General features: G+C 41.0%; 13 protein-coding genes and 1 pseudogene. 12 read left to right on the forward strand and 2 right to left on the reverse strand.

The features are described 5' to 3' along the window. Window positions 1-44: 44 nt before the first annotated feature. The 7 genes and pseudogenes from E0E36_RS07010 (at window position 45) to E0E36_RS07040 (ending at window position 5,539) form a co-directional block, all read left to right on the forward strand. Window positions 45-1,697: an RICIN domain-containing protein gene (locus E0E36_RS07010; RefSeq protein WP_130855339.1), complete on the forward strand. Its 1,653-nt coding sequence runs from the start codon at window positions 45-47 to the stop codon at window positions 1,695-1,697. Between the two features lie 191 nt (window positions 1,698-1,888). After that, window positions 1,889-2,194: a hypothetical protein gene (locus E0E36_RS07015; protein WP_130855340.1), complete on the forward strand. Its 306-nt coding sequence runs from the start codon at window positions 1,889-1,891 to the stop codon at window positions 2,192-2,194. 114 nt (window positions 2,195-2,308) lie between these two features. Continuing rightward, window positions 2,309-2,683, forward strand: a complete 375-nt coding sequence (locus E0E36_RS07020) for a hypothetical protein (protein WP_130855341.1) — start codon at window positions 2,309-2,311, stop codon at window positions 2,681-2,683. Between the two features lie 151 nt (window positions 2,684-2,834). Then, window positions 2,835-3,698, forward strand: coding sequence for a FixH family protein (locus tag E0E36_RS07025; RefSeq protein WP_130855342.1), 864 nt, complete (start codon window positions 2,835-2,837; stop codon window positions 3,696-3,698). Between the two features lie 6 nt (window positions 3,699-3,704). Then, the gene (locus E0E36_RS07030) at window positions 3,705-4,337 is read left to right on the forward strand and encodes an SCO family protein (RefSeq protein ID WP_013667535.1); all 633 of its coding nucleotides are present in this window, start codon (window positions 3,705-3,707) and stop codon (window positions 4,335-4,337) included. Then, on the forward strand, window positions 4,321-4,821 hold the full coding sequence (locus E0E36_RS07035) for a c-type cytochrome (protein ID WP_130855343.1): 501 nt from the start codon (window positions 4,321-4,323) through the stop codon (window positions 4,819-4,821). Before E0E36_RS07030 ends, E0E36_RS07035 begins: the two co-directional genes overlap by 17 nt. A 64-nt stretch (window positions 4,822-4,885) precedes the next feature. Continuing rightward, window positions 4,886-5,539, forward strand: a pseudogene (locus tag E0E36_RS07040) (superoxide dismutase). 34 nt (window positions 5,540-5,573) lie between these two features. Here the strand turns inward: E0E36_RS07040 and E0E36_RS27995 are convergent. Both E0E36_RS27995 and E0E36_RS28000 read right to left on the reverse strand, forming a co-directional pair. After that, window positions 5,574-6,209 carry a magnesium transporter gene (locus tag E0E36_RS27995; RefSeq protein ID WP_242627153.1) on the reverse strand — a complete coding sequence of 212 codons (636 nt, stop codon included), beginning with the start codon at window positions 6,207-6,209 and terminating at the stop codon, window positions 5,574-5,576. After that, a complete protein-coding gene (locus E0E36_RS28000) occupies window positions 6,206-6,889 on the reverse strand; it encodes a magnesium transporter MgtE N-terminal domain-containing protein (protein ID WP_242627154.1) in 684 nt (227 codons plus the stop codon). The genes E0E36_RS27995 and E0E36_RS28000 overlap by 4 nt, the downstream gene beginning before the upstream one ends. A gap of 592 nt (window positions 6,890-7,481) precedes the next feature. Here E0E36_RS28000 and E0E36_RS07050 point away from each other — a divergent pair. From E0E36_RS07050 to E0E36_RS07070, 5 genes are all read left to right on the forward strand, one after another. Continuing rightward, entirely contained in the window at window positions 7,482-7,754 is a 273-nt protein-coding gene (locus E0E36_RS07050; RefSeq protein WP_013667531.1) for a hypothetical protein, read from the forward strand. A gap of 123 nt (window positions 7,755-7,877) precedes the next feature. Then, entirely contained in the window at window positions 7,878-8,909 is a 1,032-nt protein-coding gene (locus E0E36_RS07055) for a sialidase family protein (RefSeq protein WP_130855344.1), read from the forward strand. Between the two features lie 121 nt (window positions 8,910-9,030). Beyond that, a complete protein-coding gene (locus E0E36_RS07060) occupies window positions 9,031-9,633 on the forward strand; it encodes an RNA polymerase sigma factor (protein ID WP_013667529.1) in 603 nt (200 codons plus the stop codon). A gap of 60 nt (window positions 9,634-9,693) precedes the next feature. Beyond that, window positions 9,694-10,626, forward strand: a complete 933-nt coding sequence (locus E0E36_RS07065; RefSeq protein WP_130855345.1) for a FecR family protein — start codon at window positions 9,694-9,696, stop codon at window positions 10,624-10,626. A gap of 147 nt (window positions 10,627-10,773) precedes the next feature. Further along, window positions 10,774-14,100 (forward strand): SusC/RagA family TonB-linked outer membrane protein, encoded by a 3,327-nt coding sequence (locus E0E36_RS07070; protein WP_207303732.1) that lies wholly within the window; start codon window positions 10,774-10,776, stop codon window positions 14,098-14,100. The last annotated feature ends 66 nt before the right edge of the window (window positions 14,101-14,166 follow it).

Below are 14,166 nucleotides of genomic sequence, written 5' to 3' on the forward strand. Positions count from 1 at the left end.
TGGACAGATGAAATTGGTGCTTTTTAACAGTTAAATCTTAAATTATGACAAAACAGGTATTACTTACAAGCCTATGCTACTTGCTGTTGCTGTGCGCTTGTCAACGTGTGATGAAAGAAGTAGATCAACCTACTTCTTTACAACTCGCTTCCCTGCCGGATTATGGCGTAATAACGCTGAAAAATGTGGCTAGCAACAAATTTATGGAAGTGGCAGGTGATCCACTCTACAATAACAAATTTGACGACGAAGCGAAATTGCAGCAATGGGAAACTTCCATGTCTGACGGTGCACAAAGCCGATGGCAGAAATGGCATTTGATTTATCGTACCACCACTGATGGGGTAAAGTATTATCAAATTAGAAATCTACATAGTGGAAAGTTAATCGATGTTCCTGCGGCATCTGATTCAGTAAATATGCAAATACAGCAGTATGCGGCTTTTCCTTTTTTAGCCGACCAACAACTATGGCGTTTGGAGGAGCAGTCGGACGGCACCTCTGTTAGATTGGTGAATAAAGGAAATGGTTTGGCCTTGGCAATAGCGAATGGAAATACGAATAATGGAGTCGCTGTTGTGCAGGAACCCTTGGTCAATGAGAGCCGCCAGCAGTGGGTGATTAGCTTGGAGGCGGAAGATACCTATCGTGATGATGAAGTTGTTCGTTTCTTTAACCGTAATGAATCAGAGCAAGGCTCGGTTGCTTTTGATCAGGGAAATAGCATCTTATTGAGTTGGGGCACTAATGCCGGCAAAGTGCTGTGGGTTACACAGGACGCTTGGGATGGTACCTCTTTAACATCGGAGGATAAATTTCCTTGCAATTATTTCTTCAGTTATGGGAATTCGATGCTGCTACAACCTTCCTTAACGGATTGGAATAACCTGCATACACCAAATGTAACCGTTCCCGGTGGTGCAAATGGACGGCCAAGGCAAGTTTGCACTATTCAACCAAATAATACTTTTGCCTGGCCAGGGGTGGGGGTAGAAATCGGCGATAAAGTATATGTTCACTGTGGAGAAGGTTCCGGTTTAAACGCCACCAATCAATCGCTCTATGTCTTTACGCAAAATGCCAGCACTACCTGGCAAACACAACGAACTACCCCAACGGGTTTAAGCGGGCAGACTGCCATTTTATATGCTACCGGCATGGTTAAAGCAGGGGATGGCTATGTGTACGCTTATGGAAGTGAGACAGTTGGGTTTGGCTACGAAAGCTATATTCATGTTGCACGTTTTCCGGAAAGTAATCCTCAACAATGGGAATTTTTTAATGGTACCGAGTGGACAGCAACGCCTACTACCGGTGCTGCTTCAAAAGTAGCAGATGGCTTGGGCTCAAGTGCCGTATCCTATCTGAATGGAAAGTATATTTTGATGACGATGGATCAGGGGTTTAATTGCGATGCCAATCGGCGCATTTGCCTGGCTACTGCTGATAGCCCGACGGGTCCCTTTACCGAACGAAAGGCTGTTTACACGATTAGTGAATATTTTTACGGACAATATGCCCGGTATTATACACCCGCTATTCATCCACATTTTAATAATGGCCGGAATGAATTGTTGCTTACCTACTGCTTAAATTATTCTGCATGTGGCTTAGACGGATGTCAAGACGGCTATATAGACCCGTATTATTATCGAGTCAAAGGTATTCGAGTTCCTTTTACAATGATTGGTTTGTAAATGAACCGCCTACCCGATGCATGCGGGGGGCGGTTTTCTTTAGAAGCATCGTTTATAAAAGCGAATTGAATTGCACGTTTTATAACAAAGCCTTATATTCGCAACATCTTAATGTTAGTCTTTTGAAACGCTTTGCTATCATATTATTAATCCCCATCGTGTTGCTTCAAACCTGCGCAGGATTATTTATTATGACAGCTTTTTACGCCAATCAGGATTATATAGCCAAAAATCTTTGTATTAATAGAAATACAAAAATGGCTCCTTTATGTAGTGGTCGATGTATCTTGGTAAAAGAACTTAAAAAAGAGCAAGATCAAGATAAAAAAAATGCGGAAACCAAGTTACGGGATTTCCAACCAATGAACCGAACCTTTGTGTTTCTCGATATTAATCCACTGGTTCTTCCTCTTGATAAACCAATCTTATTTTCGGAAAGGGCGCTTCCGTATATTGCACCGAGCTTGGCGTCTATCTTTCATCCCCCACTTGTATAATTTAAACCTTGGTTCAAATCAAAACCCATAAGTGTAAGACTTGATGGAAGCTATGGTCGTTTGATCCATTCGGATTAAGTATTCTTTTTATTTGTATACTATTTCAATAAAGAAGTGTTTAGGAAAACATTCGTTTATCTATTGCTACTCAGCTTGGTTTTTCAGTGTCTGGGAAGCTTAGGACTGCTGACTTGGTTTATAGTCAATAGGGAGTATATTACGAATGAATTATGTGAAAACAAGGAGCGGCCGATGATGCACTGTAACGGTCAGTGTGTATTAATGAAAAAATTAAAAAAATGGGGAGAAGCTGAATCACAAGACAGTGAAAGATATATCAATAAAATAGAAGCTCTTGTTATTGTTCCTGAAACCTTGAAATTAAAAGCCCCGATATCCACCCTACGGCAATGGATCGTTCCTCCTTACTCGGGTCGATACTACTATCTTTATGCAACAAGTCTTTTCCACCCGCCAAGAATGACTTGAAAAATTACTTTTGCGGCTAAGATATTAGCCTTTTCACGCTTTATTTATAAGCCGAGTATATCAAAAATATAAAATCACACGGTTGTCTGGCTGCTTTACCTGGGCAAAAGCTGCCTAATGGGCTTAGATAACTAAACTTATTTTAAAGACTATGTTAACACATTGCAAATTTATTTTCATACCGACAATATCTTTAATGCTCCTTCTGCTATCATGTAATCAAAATCCACAGACTCACGTAGCTGAGAACGATCATGGTCAAACCGTAGCTAATACATCTTTTGATGAATCTTCTTTGATCAAGGTGGGGGAGGGGGCGTCGGTTGACGGCGATCTTTCAGCTACGCTTTATGCTAGCGATTCATTATACGATACCTATCAATCCTTTTTTATAAAACTCAACGATGCGAAAGGCCGGCCAATAGAGAAGGCGCGCTTACAAATTCTGCCTGAAATGAAAATGGGGATGATGGCTCATGGAGCACCGGTAATACAACCAAATGAGGAAACAGAAAATGGTTTTTTTAAGGGGGCAGTGGTGTTTATTATGCCCTCATCATCAGAAAGTGGCCATCGCTGGACGCTTAGCTTGTTGGTCGACCAGCCCGATGCTAATCAAAATCGAGTGAGCATTCCGGTGGAGGTAAAACATTTGAAAAAGCCACGCACCATTGCTTTCGACGGTGGGGCGGATGGACGTTTCTTTTTGTCGTGGTTGAACAGCGACTCGGTGAAAGTTGGGAAGCAACCGGCGCATTTTATCCTTCATCGTATTAGTAAAAATGAATATCCGGCTGTTTTTGATGGTTATGAAATCCAACTGAAAACACATATGCCGGATATGGGCCATGGTTCCGAAGGCAATCAAGATGCCAAAGCTACGGGTAATGGCTATTATAAGGGAGAAATAAATCTTGGCATGCCTGGTTTGTGGGAGGTGCAGGCAAGTCTATTGAAAGACGGAAAGGTTGTATCAACAGAGCCCATTGTGTTTAAGGTGAACATTAGCGAATAGTTGTTTATGAAGAATCTATTATATGTAGCAGGGTTTCTCACCCTGTTCTTTTTGGGAGCTTGTAAGGATGAAAAGTTACCTTACTACGGTGATGCTGCTCATCGAATTGCCGATTTCCGTTTCCGCAACCAGGATAGCGTGTGGATCAGTAATGATAGTTTTGCAGACAAGATCTATGTGGCCGATTTCTTCTTTACAACTTGCCCAACCATTTGTCCCATTATGTCGAAGAACTTGCAACGAGTAGCCACTCATTTTAAGGGAAACCCCTCAATAGCGATCCTTTCGCATAGTATCGATCCAAAGCATGATAGTATTCCCGTGCTTAAAAAGTATGCGGAGAAGCTTGGTGCGGACACCTCCCTATGGCATTTTGTGGGCGGACCGGCAGAACAGGTATATACGCTGGCCGAGAAATCTTACTTCGCTGCAGCCGCAGAAGAAGAAGAGGCCCCGGGAGGATATATCCACAGTGGCAGTTTTGCCTTGGTGGATCGAGATCGACGAATACGGGGAATTTACGACGGAACCGTTGATGAACAAGTATCAAAATTGATTGATGACATGGAGATACTTCTAAAGGAAAACAATGGACTGACGAAAGAACTTAAAAACAAAAACAATGATCACACGAAATAAATGGATGGCTATCGTGCCATCCTTAATTGCGCAACTGTTCCTATTAGCCTGTGGTGGAACGGATCAGAACGCCGGAAGTGAAAGTGATAATAGGAGTAAAGCGATAACATCGGCAGTACAGCACGCAGAGAAGAAAACAGAAGTGTCACCTGCAGATTTAACCAATAAAGGTGTGGGCCCAATAAAGGCGTTCAAACCCGGCAGCATAAATGCCCAGCTGGTGAATGAAGGGTCGGAGCTCTTCACGGTTAAATGTGCCATGTGCCATAAAATGGACAGAAAGATCGTAGGGCCGCCGCTGAAAGGAGTCACAAGTAGGCATAGCCCCGAATGGGTGTTGAACATGTTGCTTGCACCGGATAAGATGATTGCCGAAGATCCGGCGGCGAAGGCTTTGTACGAGCATTATCAAACACCCATGATTAATCAGCAATTGACGGAGGAAGAAGCAAAAGCTATCTATGACTACCTAAGGAAAAATTAACAGTAATAAGATGTTAACACGCAGAAAATTTATAAAAAACACAGGTAAAGGGCTCGTAGGGACGATGCTAGCGGGTTCTTTACTCGACGTTGAAGAGGCATCAGCACTTGAAAACGAAGCACAGAAACGCTTATCTTTTACACAAGATAGGTTGATGTATACTTATAAGGATTTAGCACCATACATCGATGCTTTGACGATGGAAATCCACTATACAAAACATCATACGGCCTATATTAAATCAGTCAATGAAGCAATAATTGCCGAAAATGTTATGGAGCAGACAGCCCATGACTTGTTTAAGGATGTAGCAAGCTATTCGGACAAGCTCCGAAATAATGCAGGAGGTGCTTGGAATCATAATTTCTTTTGGGAAAGCATGACGCCAAAGGTAGGAACACCTCCAAGCAAATTGGCCGATATGATTCAAGCTACATTTGGTTCTTGTGAACAATTTAAGGAGCAGTTTGCACAGGCTGCTGTTACCCATTTCGGCTCGGGTTGGACCTGGTTGGTCGATCATAAGGGAAAAATGGAAATTATTTCAACCTCCAATCAGGATAATCCATTGATGGGACCCGCTCAAAAGACTCCCTTGCTGGGGTTGGATGTGTGGAAACACGCCTATTATTAAAAATATCAGAACCGCCGATCTGAATATGTACAGAATTGGTGGAATGTGGTACATTGGGATAAAGTAGCCGAAAGGTTGATTTAATATAGAAAGGGATGCCAAAGCATCCCTTTCTATATTAAAGTAATTTGCCTGAAAGAAAAAGGGCCGCTACAGAAAAGTAGATGATTAGACCGGTTACGTCAACGAGTGTAGCCACAAAAGGAGCAGAGGCCGTAGCGGGGTCCATGCCTATTCTTCTTAAAACAAAAGGAATCAGTGATCCCGATAAAGAACCCCAAAGTACAATGAAAACGAGTGATATGGAAACACTTAAGGCTACCCAGATCCAATAAGTACCATAGTTGTAGATACCGGTTTGTTGCCAAATAAAAATCCGCAAAAATCCAATGGTGCCGAGGATGATACCTAGAGATAAACCCGATAGCATTTCCTTTCGCATGACATACCACCAATCTTTTAGTTTTAGTTCACCCAAAGCCATAGCTCGTATAATGAGCGATGCAGCTTGTGATCCCGAATTTCCCCCACTGGATATAATGAGCGGAACGAATAAAGCCAATACAACTGCTTTTTCAATTTCGGAATCAAAAAAACTCATAGCAGAAGCCGTAAACATTTCACCTATAAAAAGGATGATAAGCCAGCCTGCTCTCTTTTTTACCAAGTCGACGAGCGACGTCTGGGTATAGGATAAATCCAGTTCTTCAACACCCCCGAATTTCTGAATATCTTCGGTATCCAATTCTTTCATTTTATCCAAAATATCATCGGAAGTAACATCCCGACTAACACACCTTTTTCAGTGGTAATGGGTAGCGCCGCGCGATCGTACTTCTCGAAAATGTCCAAGGCAGTTTCAATGGAGGTGGTTGTAGTGATAGCGATAAAGCTCTCATCCATCAATTTTCGAAGCATATCGTCGGGCTCGGCCATCAATAACTGACCAATGCGAAGATCATCAATCAATTTGTTATCCTTGTCGACTATGTATATATGATTGAGCGTTTCTGCCTTTTTTCCAAATTTCTTGATATGCGTAAAAACTTGCTGTACAGTCCACTCGGCTCTCGCTTGCACGTAGTTGGGTGTCATCAACCGCGCAATACAATCTGCCGGATATCCGATTAAATTTAACGCAACCTCTTTTTCCTCATCATTCAATAAGTTAATGCTTCGCTTAATAAGATCGTCAGGAAAGCTCTCAAATAGCGATGTACGATCGTCTGGTTCTAAATTGTTCAATACCTCAGCTACTTCTTTATCTCCCAGACTTTTAATAATCTCTTTTTGTAGATCAATTGTCAGATACGAAAATACAGCTGTCTTTTGTTCGCCAGCTAATTTGAGAAAGGCAATGTTTCGCTCTTTGCTGTCAAATAAAGTGATTTGCTCAGCAATGTCTGCAGGGTGAATTTCTTGAAAAGTGTTCATTTCTTGATGATTTACAGATAAACAATGCAATGTTGAAAGCAGGAACCATTAAGCGTTATCAACGCTTTACTTGATAACTCGTTCAAAAAGAAATGCGAAGGTTGATGGAAAGTTTGTTTGTCATCGCTCCTTTCGCTTATGCAGCTCATTAATTACCACACAGCTGAAAGAAGCAGCAGGTTTAATGAGCGCGTTCTCCTGTTATGTAACTGGGTCCCGTATCCATTTTTTGTTTTATTTTTTTTTATGTCGACAAAGATAGCATTATTTATGTCGAGAGAACTTAAAGATATATTGGAAAGTGATTAGAAATTTATTAGAATGTTGGATGACAGAGGCTAGGAAGAACAGGTAAGGATGCTTCTCGACTATCACAATTTAGCACAGATTGAGGCAACCTAAAAAGTGTATAAAAAACAATTCGAAGCGAGGAAATGAACTTTCGTGTAACAACAAGGCATTTCTGTGTAAAAAATTTTATTTTGCATAAATCATACAGTTTATTTGTGAAAAAATGAGTGATGATCGAGGCAGTTGTTCTCGGTGAGCGCGTACAAATATTGTTAGGTTTGCAAATATTAAAAACCGGATTATGTATACAGTAGGATTTATTAGAAGATGTTATCCTGACGTCCTGATCAACCCAGTATCTTGCAGGAGCTTCGCGGAACTTTTAACATGGTTCAATCAATACGTGAACGACGAAGGACACTATATGCATAAAGACTATGTAATCGATACCTTTGCCGATACATTGGAACAGGAAAATGCCATTACTATTAACCTGGATAACGGTATTGCGCTTGTGTTCGCTATTGCGGATCGCTTCGAGAAAAATGTTCATAAGCATGTGCATTTTAATTGACGGATGCTTGCTACAGAAAACCGATTAACAGTTACTTTTTAGCATTTGGACGTTATTTGGACTTTGTTAGTTACTTGCTTATAAAACGATAAGTATTAACTTAGCCTTTCTAACAATTTCAATATGTTAAAAAAGCTGTCTTTGTTGTCTGCTCTTCTATTTTTTCCTTTCTTAGCTCTTTACGCCCAGAAGAGGTTGAAAATTATTAAACAAGAACTGGTGTTTACCAATCCTCCTTTTAAGGAATGTCATGCATCTACACTTTTGGAAGTAAAGCCGGGTATCTTATTGGCGGCTTGTTTTGGAGGTTCGCAAGAAGGGAAGGAAGATGTGAGCATTTGGCTATGCAAAATAAACAGCGAAAAGATTTCAACGGCCCAAATAATAGCTGATGGTGTCATAAATGATACCTTACGTTATCCAACCTGGAATCCCGTTTTATTTAAATCACAAGCGGGGAAAACCTTTCTGTTTTATAAGGTTGGACCCAATCCGAGAGCATGGTGGGGAATGGTAAAAACATCAACCGATGACGGGCTAAACTGGTCATCCCCGCAGAAACTTCCCGATGGAATCCTAGGCCCGATCAAAAATAAGCCGATTCAGTTAGCTAATGGCTATATCTTATCGCCCTCTAGTGTAGAAGTTACCGAAAATAAATGGAGAGCTCATATTGAACTATCAAAGGATGACGGTGAAAGCTGGCAATATATACCCATAGATACTGCCTCCGAGTATAATGTAATTCAACCAAGTATTTTAACTTACAAGAATCAACGATTACAAGTACTTTGTCGAAGCAAAGAAGGATCAGTAATCCAATCTTGGTCTGAAGATGGAGGACTACACTGGGGTTCGCTGAATAAAACCGCCCTTTTAAATCCAAATTCCGGAACGGACGCCGTTACCTTGCGCGACGGACGCCAACTGATCGTATACAATCCGGATGTACCTGGAAAGGAGTGGTTCAACAATAGAGGAAAACTGCGCATTGCCTGCTCGATGGACGGCCAAAAGTGGAATGATGTTGCTGTATTGGAAGATGGTACGAATGAAGAATATAGCTACCCTGCGATTATACAAACGAGTGACGGCCTGATTCATGTCTTGTATACCTATGATCGGAAAAATATAAAGCACGTGGTTTTGCAGTAATTGGATGCATTCATTCTTATACCCTTAATTTTTTTGTCTTTTTTGCATGTATAAAAAATAATCGTATGTTTGACATTTAATAGTCGTTTACTAACCATTTTCTGTATAAACCTTGGGGACGATGCATACGAATCAATATCATTTCCTTTCCGACAAGGAGCTGATTGCTATGTTAACCAATAGTGATAAGCATGCTTTCGATACGTTATATCATCGCTACTCAGCTATGCTTTTGCATTATTTGAGTAAATTGTTGATGGACGAGGAGTTGGTACAGGACTTATTGCAAAATATATTTGTTTCCTTATGGGAACGAAGAAAGCGATTGCCTCCTATAGAGTCTTTAAAAACATACCTTTTCAACTGTGCTAAATATCAGGCCGTCGACGTCATTCGCAAACAGGTGAAACAACGTTCTTTTGAACAACGCCACGTTTTTCCGAACCAATCGGTTTCACCAATCGAATTACAATCCGCAAAGGAGTTAGCTGCATTCCTGGAGGCCTGCACGAGGAATATGCCCAAAAAGACAAAAGAGATTTTTGACCTAAGTCGGAACGAACAACTCAATCATAAAACAATTGCGGATAGGTTACATATCGCTCCAACAACCGTAAAAAAGCAGATCAATAATGCATTGAGGTACCTGCGCTATAAACTGTCTACTACTCCTTTTTGGAATGATATGCTGTTGCTATTTATCATTGTGAATGGCGTGCAATAAAAAATAAATTTTTTATACTACCTATCGCCTCCTTCTACGACTTATGTGAAATTAATCTTTATGGATGCACATAAGCTAGCCGATCTGTTAAAGAAGTACCTAAACAATACTGCTTCTGAAGAGGAGCGAACACTTGTTGATGCATGGCTTAAACAGCGAGAAGCAAATGCATTTTACCAAGGGAAAGATGCCGACTTAACGCGCGCGCAATTCATAAAAGAAAAAATAGATAAACAGATTCGCATTAATAAATATAAGCGGACGGCGGCCAGGACCTTAGTGGGTGCTACTTGCATCTGTCTGTTCTCGTTAGGGCTTAATTATTGGACAGAAAACACAAAGGAACACTACGACGAGCAGTATGTTGTGCAGGCCTCTAAAAATCAAAAAGTCCGCATCCGAATGACGGATGGTTCTATCATTATGCTAAATGCCGAAAGCAAGTGTAGTTATTCAAAGAAGTTTGGGGTTAAGGAGAGAAGGGTACAATTGCTAAAAGGCGAAGCTTATTTTGATGTAGCAGCCAATCAGCACCAGCCTTTTGTAGTGGAAACAAGGCACAGTCGAACCTTGGTTCTCGGTACAGCTTTTAACATCAATATAAAAGAGGCGGCGGATGCTGTAACACTTAGGAAAGGGAAAGTCGCCGTAACATCGAAGCAGGTAGCGGGGCAGCATAAATCGCTCTATTTAAAACCGAATGAACGGGCCTTGATCGTCAGCAATAAAACACCCATGAAGGAACCGGCAGATGCCTTGTCAATAAGTAATTGGAACCGGATTTATTTTGAGGGGCAAACACTTGAAAATGCTGCAAACAAACTGATGCAAGTGTATGGAATACAGATCGATATTCACCGTGAAAAGCTACGAAAGGTCAGGTTCTCAGCAAGCTTCAATCTTTCGGACAAACCTACCGATGTCATTTATGAACTAGCAAAAGCCAACAACTTTAATTATAAATGGGCTAATAATCAAGTAACCCTGTACTAAACATGCATTAATGAGATAAGAAAATGAAATGAAACCAAAAAGGGGAACAGAACACAGTGCTCTGCTCCCAGCGGCATGGTTTGTAACGCGAATCACTTCATCATGCCCCGTTCAGAAATTATACCAATTAACCGAACATTTAAAGATATGGAAATCTGTATTAAAATGCCCACGTTGATAAAAAGACGGAGGGATATAATTAGTTTATTATGTATTGTTTTGTATTTACAGCTACCAATGTTTGCTGTAGGTACAATTAGAAAAAAGCAGTCGTTAAGTGAAACAAAGATAAGCATTCACAAAAACGGCACCTCCCTAAAGAACATATTAGAGGAAGTAGGCAAGCTTACCGGCTTACGGATTATATATAACGAAGAATTGGTCGCAGCTTATCCTAAGCTACAGGTCGACGAGAAGGAAAAACCGCTTGCTATAGTCTTGAATCATCTTTTAGCGAATACAAAGCTTACCTATGAGCTGCGTGCCGAAAGCATTATCATCAGTGAGAAAGATAAGTCTGTTCCGGAGTCGATTAAGAAAGAAGAAATAAATGACGCAAAACTTGCACAGGAACGCCAAATCAACGGGGTGGTAAGGGATCAAAATGGGAGTACTTTACCAGGAGTTAGTGTACGACTTGATGGAACGAACCGAGGTACTACGACCGACGAAAACGGAACATTCAGTTTAGCGGTTCCTGACAATGCTAAGCTGCTAATCTTTTCATATATGGGCTTTCGTGCGCAGGAAATACCTCTTACAGGTACCAATAGCTTAAAAGTTGTATTGCAAAGCCTCGAAAATAACCTGGAAGAAGTGGTAGTTATCGGTTACGGAACACAGCGTAAAGGTGACCTTACCAGCTCAGTGGCAACGGTTAAATCGGAAGACTTTTTAAAAGGCGCTGTGCGGGATGCTGGTCAGTTGATTCAAGGGAAGGTAGCTGGTTTAACTATTACCAATCCCAGTGGTGATCCAACCGAAAAAACGCAGGTGCTATTGCGGGGAAATACCACCATATTGGGTGCCAATTCCGATCCTTTGGTGTTAATAGACGGTGTTCCAGGTACGTTTAATACGGTAGCGCCTGAAGATATTGAGAGTATGGACGTATTGAAAGACGGCTCGGCCGCCGCTATATATGGTACAAGAGGAACAAATGGGGTGATTCTTATTACCACGAAGAAAGCGAAAGGGGATGGAATCAACCAAGTTGACTACGGCGTGTATGCTACCACTTCGCAGATCAGCCGCCGTCTTGATATGCTAACGGCAGCCGATTATAGAGCCCAAATTGCTGCCGGTGAGCGCGATGCTTCGTGGGACTTGGGGGCATCAACCGACTGGTTGGATGAAATAACTAGAAACCCTATAAGCCACGTACATAATTTGGCCTTTCGAGGAGGAAACCATAAAACAAATTACATTGCTAGTCTTAATTACCGCGCATTACAAGGAATATTTAAGCGATCAGATAACAACATCTTTCAAGGCCGACTGGAAATCAATCAATCCTTGTTTGACGACAAGGTGAATGTAAATTTTAGTATCATTGGCAATCAGACCAATTATACGGCTACCGGTGATAATGATGGTTTCAATAATTATGTTTATAGGCAAGCTATCATTAGAAACCCAACGGCTCCTATTTATGATGCAGAAGGCAAATGGCAGGAACAAGCTGGTTTATTTGAATACGAAAATCCACTCGCGCGTTTGTATGAAAGTGATGGAAAGCAGGAAATTTCTGAAATGCGCTATAATGGTAATATCAGTTATAAGCCGATCTCGGACTTGAAATTAAACGCCTTATTATCTTATGTGAAGAGCCAGCAAAATGGGGGCTATTATGAAACCAAGAATCATATCTCCACGTTAAGGGACGGAAGAAATGGTTTTGCCGCCGTCGGTTCAAATGCAAATATGACCAAACTGATGGAGCTTACAGCACAGTATAGCAAGGAAGTAAATAACCATACGTTTAATCTATTAGGCGGCTATAGTTATCAGGAAACAGATTATACCTCGCAGAGGATGACGAATTGGGACTTTCCAACCGATAACTTTAGCTACCATAACATAGGAGCTGGCAGAGCATTAAAAGAAGGTTTGACTGAAGAGACGACCTCCCGTATAACGACGAATTTAATTAGTTTTTTCGGACGTCTCACATATTCTTACAAGGATAAATACCTACTATTAGCAAGTGTAAGGCACGAGGCGGCAAGTCAGCTGTATGGTACCAAAAATCCTTGGGGAACTTTTCCGGCTGTTTCATTGGGATGGCGATTAACCAAGGAAGCTTTTATGCAAGATCAGGAAATATTTGATGATTTGAAGCTTCGCGCAGGTTATGGTGTAACGGGAAGTCAACCGAATTTAGGGTTTCTAGGCGTTGCCTTGCTTAATTATAGCGATTACTTTTATTCTAATGGTAACTGGATACAAACCTTGGCTCCGTCACAAAATCCAAATGCATATCTACGTTGGGAAGAAAAGCACGAAACCAACTTCGGTTTGGACTTTAGCATGTTCAACAGCCGGTTAAGCGGGAGCATCGATGTATATAATCGGGATATCAACGGGTTACTCTATGATTACGCGGTACCAAGTCCGCCTAATTTGTATAAAACAACGAGGGCTAATGTAGGAAAAATGCGCAACAAAGGGATTGAAGTACTTCTATCCTTTAACCCGATCAGAAAGAAGCAATTTAACTGGTCGACCTCCATTAATTTTTCAACAAACAGCAATGAGCTGATCAGTTTGTCTAACGAACTATATCAGTCGTCAAGCGATTATTTTATGACCGGATGGATCAGCGAACCGGTTAAGACTGAGTCTCACATTGTGCGTGTAGGCGATAAGATCGGTAATTTCTATGGCTTTAAAGTAATTGATATTTCAGACGACGGAAAATGGATCTATGAGGGTAGAGACGGAAATCCGGTAGCTTATGACGACTTTCCGCGCGCATTCGAAGATAAAAAAGTAATCGGTAATGGACTCCCTAAATGGTATGCGGGATGGAATCATTCCTTCCAGTATAAGCAGTTTGATTTGAATATCAGTATGCGTGGCGCATTTGGTTATCAGATTATTAACGGTGCACGGATGTATTATGAGAATACAAACTTAGAGCAATACAATCGTTTAAAATCAGCCTACGACAAGATTTATGGAAAAGCAATTTTGAACAAGCTCGTCCCCGGCGAATTTAATAGCTATTATGTAGAAAATGGTGATCATTGGAAAATAGATAATATTACACTTGGTTATACTTTTAAATCGGATAAGTGGAAGGGAGTCAAGAGCTTGCGTGTTTACGCATCCAGTTTAAATACCTTCATTATTACTGGTTATAAAGGGATCGATCCGGAAGTAAGCCGTGCAGGCCTTGATCCGGGTTATGACAACCGAGATCAATATCCGACGATACGCTCCTTTACGATCGGGGCAAATGTTAGCTTTTAAAGGAACGAAGTGTACATGGATATTATAGAAATGCTAAAAAATAATAAAGATGAAGCCGAGATGTAA

The organism is Olivibacter jilunii, from assembly GCF_900607235.1.
In the GTDB taxonomy this organism is placed as follows: domain Bacteria; phylum Bacteroidota; class Bacteroidia; order Sphingobacteriales; family Sphingobacteriaceae; genus Olivibacter; species Olivibacter oleidegradans.